This is a genomic window from Rhodoplanes elegans (assembly GCF_016653355.1).
Taxonomy (GTDB): domain Bacteria; phylum Pseudomonadota; class Alphaproteobacteria; order Rhizobiales; family Xanthobacteraceae; genus Rhodoplanes; species Rhodoplanes elegans.
The window spans coordinates 1-8,372 of record NZ_NHSK01000148.1; the positions used below are offsets into that span (position 1 = coordinate 1).

General features: G+C 63.5%; 9 protein-coding genes. 3 read left to right on the top strand and 6 right to left on the bottom strand.

Annotated features, from left to right (window positions below; genetic code table 11):
• Positions 1-305 precede the first annotated feature (305 nt).
• Positions 306-1,241: an IS5 family transposase gene (locus tag CCR97_RS18340; RefSeq protein ID WP_201159746.1), complete on the bottom strand. Its 936-nt coding sequence runs from the start codon at positions 1,239-1,241 to the stop codon at positions 306-308.
• A gap of 236 nt (positions 1,242-1,477) precedes the next feature.
• On the opposite strand from CCR97_RS18340, the gene CCR97_RS18345 reads away from it, so the two are divergent.
• Together CCR97_RS18345 and CCR97_RS18350 are read left to right on the top strand one after the other, a co-directional pair.
• Positions 1,478-2,424 (top strand): IS630 family transposase gene (locus CCR97_RS18345; RefSeq protein WP_111360398.1). Its coding sequence is split into 2 segments (ribosomal slippage): positions 1,478-1,826 and positions 1,826-2,424, totalling 948 coding nucleotides; the frame shifts between segments, so codons are not numbered across the junction.
• Positions 2,425-2,647: 223 nt separating this feature from the next.
• Positions 2,648-3,049, top strand: coding sequence for a phage integrase N-terminal domain-containing protein (locus CCR97_RS18350; protein ID WP_201159747.1), 402 nt, complete (start codon positions 2,648-2,650; stop codon positions 3,047-3,049).
• 596 nt (positions 3,050-3,645) lie between these two features.
• Here the strand turns inward: CCR97_RS18350 and CCR97_RS18355 are convergent.
• The 5 genes from CCR97_RS18355 to CCR97_RS18375 form a co-directional block, all read right to left on the bottom strand.
• The gene (locus tag CCR97_RS18355) at positions 3,646-3,861 is read right to left on the bottom strand and encodes a hypothetical protein (protein WP_146618882.1); all 216 of its coding nucleotides are present in this window, start codon (positions 3,859-3,861) and stop codon (positions 3,646-3,648) included.
• 729 nt (positions 3,862-4,590) lie between these two features.
• A complete protein-coding gene (locus CCR97_RS18360) occupies positions 4,591-5,220 on the bottom strand; it encodes a DUF4142 domain-containing protein (protein WP_244670543.1) in 630 nt (209 codons plus the stop codon).
• 371 nt (positions 5,221-5,591) lie between these two features.
• Complete coding sequence (locus CCR97_RS18365; RefSeq protein WP_111359489.1) at positions 5,592-6,866, bottom strand: DUF892 family protein; 1,275 nt, start codon at positions 6,864-6,866, stop codon at positions 5,592-5,594.
• An 87-nt stretch (positions 6,867-6,953) separates the two neighbouring features.
• Positions 6,954-7,151: a WGR domain-containing protein gene (locus tag CCR97_RS18370; protein ID WP_244670544.1), complete on the bottom strand. Its 198-nt coding sequence runs from the start codon at positions 7,149-7,151 to the stop codon at positions 6,954-6,956.
• 41 nt (positions 7,152-7,192) lie between these two features.
• Positions 7,193-7,792, bottom strand: coding sequence for a recombinase family protein (locus tag CCR97_RS18375; RefSeq protein WP_338049103.1), 600 nt, complete (start codon positions 7,790-7,792; stop codon positions 7,193-7,195).
• Between the two features lie 266 nt (positions 7,793-8,058).
• Here CCR97_RS18375 and CCR97_RS18380 point away from each other — a divergent pair, with 266 nt between their 5' ends.
• Positions 8,059-8,313: a hypothetical protein gene (locus CCR97_RS18380; protein WP_146618883.1), complete on the top strand. Its 255-nt coding sequence runs from the start codon at positions 8,059-8,061 to the stop codon at positions 8,311-8,313.
• Positions 8,314-8,372: the final 59 nt, after the last annotated feature.

Below are 8,372 nucleotides of genomic sequence, written 5' to 3' on the forward strand. Positions count from 1 at the left end.
ACCTACGACGACATCGTCGACGCCGCCTGCGACGCTTGGCGACGCCTCGTCGCACAGCCGAACACGATCACCTCGATCGGACGCCGCGCATGGGCGCACATCGGTCAATCATGAGGGCCGTTGGTATGACGAGACCTGTGCGCGGGTTGCGAAATCGACTGATTTTCGCGGTTTTCGCTATCGACCGCAGAGATGAGGCGGATCGGCGGGCGTGGTGGCGTTCAAGCTCGCTGGTTCGGCTCGGATGGCCATTACGATCCACATCGACATCGCCGCCGTGGCGGTGTCACGTCCGCCCGATTGGGTCAGGCGGCGGTCGTGATGGCCATCGCCCGTTTCAGATTGTAGGCGATGGCGGTGAGGTGGATTTGGAGCGTCGCCTTGGCCATTCCGCGCCATCGCATGCGACGCAGTCCATAGCTGCGCTTCCACGTCCCGAAGATCTTCTCGATCCTTTGCCTGATCCGGTGGATCGGCCGGTTCCAGGCGTCGAGCCGGGCGAGAGTCTCGGCCTCGTCGCGACCCCACATGCTGGTCGCAGCGATCCGTGGCGTGCCGCCCTTGGCGCGAACGGCGTCACCGAAGTGGCGTCCTCTGTAGGCACTGTCGGCGAAGACCTCACCTGGATCGTCCGGCACGGCCGCGGGACCGGCTTTGCTGTCGGCGACATTGGCCGAGGTCACGGCGATCTGTTCGACGAGACTGGTGTCCGCATCGGCCCCGACATGCGCCTTGAACCCGTGCACGGCCGGCTTGCCGCGGCGCCCGACCCATCGCGCCTCGCCGTCTTGTTTGCTCGCCGACTCGATGATGGTCGCATCGACCAGCGTCCCGGTCTTCACCGTGATCGTCTTCGCGGCGAGTTGATCCGTGATCGTCGCGAACAGCGTTCGCTCCAGACCATGTGTCGCGAGCGCCTTGCGGAACCGGACGAAGGCGGTTCGCTCCGGTGTGGGCTCACTGGCCGAAAACCCACAGAAGCGCCGGAACGAGGCGCGATCGTCCAGGGCCTCGGCGAGCTTGATGTCGGACAAGTCGTACCAGACCGCGATCAGCAGCGCCTTGAACAGGGCCAGCGGCGGCCACGCCGGCTCTCCCTTTGCTGCGCACGAGATCACGTCGAGGTCTCGCGCGATTGGAACCCAGTCGATAAGCGCCGCCAGCGCGTCGAGTGACGACCGGCCGCGACTTGGTCCAGAACCGAGTTGAAGCGTCTCCTGACCGATCCGCCGCCGTGACATCGCCCACTCCCGACCCGCTCTGCCGATCAGCGAGTCAGAGATTCGGTGCGTCGTCCAGAGCTATCCGCGCACAGGTCTCATGACAGGCGCCACCCTGCATTAACAACTACGGAGCAGACAAAGCGTTCGCCATCGCCGGCAGCTAGAGCGGTTCCCGATCTGAGTGAATCCCGCGGGATTCCCAAATCGGCTCGAAGATGATTCAAGCTGTCTGCCGGGAACGGAGGCCGGCAGGCATGTCACGAGCCCTTTCTCTCGATCTGCGAACGCGGGTTCTGAAGGCGGTGGCCGATGGGATGTCACACCGGCAGGCCGGTGAGCGGTTCGGCGTCAGTGCGGCGAGCGTCAGCAGGTGGAGACGGCGAGTCGAAATCCAAGGAGACGCCCGACCCAAGGCGCTCGGGGGCGATCGCCGGTCTGGCCGGATCGAGGCCTGCAAGAACCTGATCCTGGGCGCGCTCGCCGAGACGCCCGACATCACCATCGAGGAGCTTCGTCGGAGCCTCGCGAGCCAGGGGCACACGTTCGGCTTCGGCACGATCCAAAGATTCTTCGATCGTCACCGGATCACGCGCAAAAAAAGACCGGGCATGCCAGCGAGCAGGATCGTCCCGATATCGTGAGGCGCCGGCAGGCCTGGTTCGACGGCCAGCTCGACCTCGACCCCGAGCGGCTGGTGTTCATCGACGAGACGTGGGCCTCGACCAACATGGCCCGGCGCTACGGCCGGGCGCCGCGAGGCGAGCGCCTGCGGGTCGGTATTCCGCATGGACACTGGAAGACGACCACGTTCGTGGCCGGGCTCACCTGCCGAGGCATGATCGCTCCGTTCGTCCTCGACGGCGCGATCAACCGCGATGCCTTCGACACCTATGTCGCGTGCGTTCTCGTTCCGGCGCTCAGGCCCGGTGACGTCGTCATCATGGACAATCTCTCGAGCCACAAGGGCGCCGCGGTCCGCGCCATGATCGAGGCGGTCGGTGCGAGCCTTCTCTACCTGCCGCCCTACAGCCCCGACTTCAATCCGATCGAAAACGCCTTCTCCAAATTGAAGGCCCATCTCCGCAAGGCCGCCGAGCGAACCGTCGACGGCCTCTGGACCGCAATCGGCGGCCTCGTCCGCACCTTCACACCCAATGAATGCGCAAACTACTTCGCCAACGCGGGTTACGATGCAGCCTGATCGGATTCCGCTCTAGAGGCGGCCAAACCGGCGGAACACGCGCCCGGCCGAACGACAGACGGCCGGTCGAGGAATCCACCAACCGATTGGAGGCACTTGAACCGGAGAAAATGACCGACGGGTGATGAGTAACCGGCCCTCGGGAGCCCTCGGGCTCCAGCGGCAACCCCGCGCACAGCGGGAACCGTTTGGCCATCAACATTGACCGATGAAACGAACGGAGATGAAGGAACTGAACTATGCGCTGCTGAACCTGACCCGCCACAACGGGGACGGGTCGTTTGCCACGCGTGCCTGCCGCGCGCGGGGGCTCCAGCAGCTGGCCGACGAGCTGCACGCGCTCGGCTTCAAGCTGAAGGGGGCGAAGAACCTGGCGCCCAAGCATCTGGACGCGCTGGTGGCGCACTGGCGCGCCGGCGGCATCGGCGACGCCACCATCCGCAACCGGCTCGGCTGGCTGCGCTGGTGGGCCGAGAAGGTCGGCAAGCCGGGGCTGCTGCCCGGCGACAACACGGCCTTCGGCCTGGCGAAGCGCACGCCCTACCAGGGCAACCGCGCCCGGCGGCTGCCGGACGGAAGGAGACTCCAGTTCTGGGCGGCTGAATCGGACAGGCTCGGGCAATAGCGGATTCCGAAATCCTGGACATTCTGAGAGTCCAGGTACTTCGTCCCCTTCAGGTCGGCGCAGCGATCCACGTTCTCAAAGCGAAGAACTCCATCTTCGTCGATGATCCGGGCGCTGCATTGCGGCAATCGGCGTAGTTCATGCACCACTCCTGCGGTTTAGCAGGTCTGGCAGGGATCGGACAGATCAATTTAAAATTGCATAAGTTGCAAGTCGGCTTCTGGACTAGTCTAGGGAGTGGCCCGTAATTGTGCTGCGGTGCAGCAACGGTAAAATGGAACATCGCTGGCCGATGGCCCGCGAGGCCCTTCCTGGGCTCTTCCTCCCTAAACTCGGGCCGTCGGCATTGCCGGCGGCCTTTTTGCTACGACACTCGTCTGCCGGTACGCGACGTCCAGCATTGCTGCGAACGCAAAAAACCCCGCCGGACGTCGTCATCGCCCGGCGGGGCATGTACGCGCTGAAATGCCTGCTCACCCCAAAGCCAGGTCACCCTGACGATCTGATGATGCTTCCGAAAGAGTTAATGGCTGGTTGATGTGCGGAGCGAACGGTGTGCCTGCAACGCGCGTCACTCAGCCAGGCGTTTCAGGAGGTCACCTGGCCGGAGAGGGAGCAGCGGTCGGCTGTGCCGGCGCCCGCTGCGATGCCGTACCGATTACCGAGCCGAGAGAACTCGCCGAGCCAGTGGTTTCATGCTCGGGCCCCCGGTCCCACAGGGCGAACAGCAGGAACGCGAGCCCTGCTGCGATGAGAATGTAGTTGTGATAGTCCCGTTCGGGACGCTCGTTTCCATTATGGGCAATACCCATACTGATCTCCGTTGATAAAGGGGTCAGGTCTTCGATGCAGCAATCCGGGATGGTGCAAGTGCCACCCTGCGTTGATAACGACAGAGCAGACAAAGCGTTCGGCATCGCCGGCAGGTTGCCGCTCCGGGAGGGGGGAGGCAGAATGCTTGGGTGCTATAATACTTTCATTGTAAATCTTGCTGAGATCGCGTGCTGACGTAGTATTTGAAGCATCAATTACTGTAATTGTCCGTATTGATGGTGCGCTGCGATGAGTGCTTGTGTCCGGCTGACAGGTGGCCTGCTTTCCCAAGAATCGTGGGGTGGCGATGTGCGCACTGGATCGTGAATCCTGCCGTCTGGCACGGGAAGTTTTCGAGGAGGCCGCCGCCGGGCTGCCATCCCGGTTGGCCTCGCCGCATCAGAAAATCGTGCTGGCTTCGGCGCTTTTGAAGTTCGCTGCCTTGGGTCATGCAGACCGCGAGCAGTTGCGGGCCGTGGCCGCGAGAACAGTGCGGCATCTCGCAATATCCGGTTAAAGGAGGGCGGCACTCCAAGTACGCCGATGTGAGGGACAGATCGGCTTGCGAGGAGTGCCCGGGGCGGGCAGCCGTGGACCAAGCGGCGCCCGCCTTCTCTTTTTCTGCCCCGACACCATGGTTTCCGGGGCAACGACAAGCGCACTCCTCGACCGAGGGGCCGGTCTGCCGAAGCGTGGCAGGACGGCTTCCCCTGGCTCTGGAGTAGCTCTTATTTCAGGGACCTCGCCATCTCCAGGTGGTGGTTCAGCTCGCCCAGAGTGGTGGTGGCCCAGTTCTTGAGGTCGGCGTTGTCGCCGTTCCGGGCGTAAGCCGAAAACAGGGAGACGGCGTCCTGGTGAGCCTCCCGCTGCATCGTGATGTAGGCGTCCCTGAATGCTTGGCCGTCCAGTGAGGTGAGCCGCGCGAGCTTCTGCTTGTGTGCGTCGTCGAGCGCCTGCGGAATCTCGCCGCGCACCTTGCCGCCTTCGATCAGGCCTTTCAACTCGGCCGAGGTCTTCTGATGAGCCAGGATCATCTGGTCGGCGTAGTCCAGCGCGCCGGGATCGGTCTTGCCGCGAGCAAGCCGGCTCGACTGGATCTCGAACATATCGCTCAGCGCGACCTTACGGATGAACTCCGGGGTGGAGACGGGAGCGGACGCGGCCTGTGAGGGAGCGGGTGCCTCCACCCGCTGCGACGCCGTTCCGACATACGAGCTGAGGGGGGCCGCCTGAGAGGCATCCTCCGGGCCGGTACGGTCCCACAAGACGAAGAGAGCGAACAGCAGGCCTGCGGCAAGCAGAATGTAGTTGTGATAATCGCGGGAAGGGGCGGGATTATCCATGTCTGCATTGGTCATAGCGATCTCCAGAGAGTGCGGGATGTTGCTTACAGCCAATGGTTGGCGGGGGCACCGGTTCCGAAGGCCGCCCTGCTGCTGCCTTCGTTCTTACCGGCCTTGAGGCGGACCGTTCGCAGACGGGTCTTCATTGCTCCCGGAGGATTCGACCAGCGTGTAGACGGGCAGGACGGACGCGCACCAGGTGCTCATGATGGCGCCACACACCTCGCATGTGGCCGCACCCGGTGTTCCTTCTGCCTGGAAGTGAACACTCACCCGGTACTGGGACCGGCAGCGCGGACAGGTGAACTTCGGAGAAGGGGCGGCATCTGCTTGCATGAGGGTTCCCGCGAGAGATGCCGCCCTGTCGTGCTGCCCTTGCGGACTGGCTATTCGATCGGAGCGGGCATGGCCGGGACGGACATCAGGGTGCGGCTCACCTGATCCAGCAACTGGTCGGCGTTCTGCTCCTCCGCCAGCGAAAGCCCGAGAAGCTGGGAGATCGCCGACATGTGGAGCTGCTGGGCGAGATTGCGCGCACAGATGTAACCCGAGATCTCGTAGTGCTCCACCTTCTGGGCGGCGCCGATGAGCGCGAGGTCCGAGGGCACATCCTCCTTCTTCGCGCCCTCCTTGATGACTTCCTGGCCCTCTTCGAGGAGCCCCATCATCCCCTTGCAGGGCTTTGCCCGCGCAGGCGCTTCGAGGAGCCGGAAGCACTCCGTCAGGCGGTCCACCTGCAGCTCGGTTTCCTGCAGGTGCAGCTGGAACAGCTCCTGAAGGCGCGTCGTCCGGGCGGCCTTCACCATCTTGGGCAAGGCCTTGAGGAGCTGCTTTTCGGCGTGGAGGAGATCGTGGAGCTGATCGAGCAGAACCTCCTGCAGGCCCTCCGGATCAGTTCCGTAGGAACTCTCCGGATGGATAGCCGGGGATTCGGCCCCGGACAGATCCTGCCTCATGTCCTGGAAGGCAGGAGCCTCCACGACCTCCCAGGCGTCTCCTTCGTTCCAGGGACCACGGGTGTCGATCTCGCCGTGGTCCCCTTTGCCTGTCGAGTCGTTGAAGTACTGGTCGACGAGTTTCTCGGTCGGCGCGATCCGGCCGATGGAGAAACGCGGCTTGCCCATGCTGTCCAGCGCCGCCGCGAAGGACTTCATGTGGGTGATTTCGCGGGTCATCAGGAACTGGAGGGCATCCTTGGTGCCAGCGTCGTCGCAAAAATCGATCAGGCGCTCATAGACGATCTTGGCCCGCGCCTCGGCGGCGATGTTGCTGCGCAAATCGACGTCGAGTTCGCCGGTGATCTTCAGATAGTCTGCGGTCCAGGGATTGCCCTGGGAATTGAAGAGGTTGACACCTCCACCACCGGCAATGGCGATCAGCGGATCGGCCTCCGCAGCTTCCCGCCCGAATTTCAGGGGTTTGAGATGGAGCCGCGCCAGAGTGCCGACCACTTCGAGGTGGCTCAACTCTTCCGTTCCGATGTCCATCAGAAGGTCTTTGCGGGCGGGGTCTTCGCAGTTGAGCCCCTGGATCGAGTACTGCATGGCGGCTGCAAGCTCGCCGTTGGCTCCGCCGAATTGCTCCAGCAGCATGTTGCCGAAGCGGGGATCGGGCTCGTCGACCCGGACCGTGTACATCAGCTTTTTGACGTGGTGATACATGGAACCTCTCCACCGGCCAAACGGCCGTGCGGGAGGTGAACGGGCACCCCAACCGGAAGGTTCCTGGTATCCCAGCCTTGCTTTGGATCACTCCCGGATGGGCGGAGCATATCCCCGCCGTTCTTTCGCCTGCCGCTGCTGCTCCAGCGCGGCCTGCGCCGCTTCTTGGGTCGGGCAGGGGAGGGCGCGCAGGGTGCCGCCCCGGCCGATGCGCCCCCACTCACGGATGAAGCTCCAGCCGCCGAACAGGTCGGGCTGCACGTCCATCAGATAGAACCGGGCCATGTTCCGGCTCGGGTCCACGCGGTGGAGAACGACGGGAGCGCTCATGGCCGCAACCTCGATATGGTAGCCCGGCTGACATTGTAGGTGCGGGCCAGATCGGCAAGGGTGGCGCCCTCGACCAGGCGCTGGCGGACTTCCTCACGCTGTTGAGGGGTGAGGGAAGGGCGGCGTCCCATATGCTGGCCGCGCGCCTTGGCGCGCTCGCGGCCCTCGGCCGTGCGGGTGCGGATGAGGTCACGCTCGACGTCGGCGAGTCCCCCCAGCACGGCGATCATCAGCCGCCCCGTGCTGGTGGCGGTGTCGGCCCACGGTTCGGCCAGCGAGCGGAACTGCGCCCCGGTGTCCACGATCCTCTTCACGATGCCGAACAGGTCGAAGGTGGAGCGGGCGAGGCGGTCTATGCGGGTCACCACCACCCCGTCACCCGGCCGGAGCACGGCGAGCAGGTGTCCCAGCTCCTTGCGGTCAGGTCGGGCGCCGCTGACCTTCTCCCGGAACACCTTGCTGCACCCCGCCGCACGCAGCTGGTCGAGCTGGGCGTCGAGCGTCTGCCCGACCGTGCTGACGCGGGCGTAACCGTAGGCGACTGGCGTGTGAGATTCAGACATATCTTCTGCAAACGCTAACCCTTGCGAATTCACGCGCAAGAAGAATCAGTCCGTGAAAGCGTCTGCAGATCGCGGCTTGCCTGAGGCTCCACCTTCCCCAAGCACACGAAATTGAAGGTTCGTAATCTACGGGCGTTTCGGTGCGGAAAGGACATGAAAGGCAGATCGGGTTAAATTGTGTACGAAAGTGAACCTACATTTAAAAAGAAAACTCAGATAAGTCGTTGTTTCTTAAAATGAATTGTATATACATAGTCCTCCGTATTTCACGGCATTACAACTTCTTTAATGCATGATGCATGACCGTCGAGATTGATCCGATCTTCGCCGCGATCGAAGCGCATCGGCATGCTCAAGCCGCATTCGAGGATGCCGGTGTGGCGGAGCTTCCCTGCCTGCCGTTGGAAGCCGCTGCGGGCAGGGCGGCGTGGGGCCTTCTGACAGTGCTGCCGACCACACCTGCGGGTCTCCTGACCTTCATCGACTGCAATTGCTCACGGGTATCGCTGCGGGCGCGTCCGGAGACGATCTTTGACAGAGCCTGCGGGTCCTGATTCAAGGATGGGATGACTCGCGAGGCTCTTGAGTCGCTCGACAAGGAAGCGCTGATCCA

Coding starts and splice junctions, on each gene's coding strand:
- CCR97_RS18365 (WP_111359489.1), bottom strand. CDS start 6,866: ATGTATCACCACGTCAAAAAGCTGATGTACACGGTCCGGGTCGACGAG.
- CCR97_RS18355 (WP_146618882.1), bottom strand. CDS start 3,861: ATGGGTATTGCCCATAATGGAAACGAGCGTCCCGAACGGGACTATCAC.
- CCR97_RS18340 (WP_201159746.1), bottom strand. CDS start 1,241: ATGTCACGGCGGCGGATCGGTCAGGAGACGCTTCAACTCGGTTCTGGA.
- CCR97_RS18350 (WP_201159747.1), top strand. CDS start 2,648: ATGAAGGAACTGAACTATGCGCTGCTGAACCTGACCCGCCACAACGGG.
- CCR97_RS18370 (WP_244670544.1), bottom strand. CDS start 7,151: ATGGCCCGGTTCTATCTGATGGACGTGCAGCCCGACCTGTTCGGCGGC.
- CCR97_RS18360 (WP_244670543.1), bottom strand. CDS start 5,220: ATGACCAATGCAGACATGGATAATCCCGCCCCTTCCCGCGATTATCAC.
- CCR97_RS18380 (WP_146618883.1), top strand. CDS start 8,059: ATGACCGTCGAGATTGATCCGATCTTCGCCGCGATCGAAGCGCATCGG.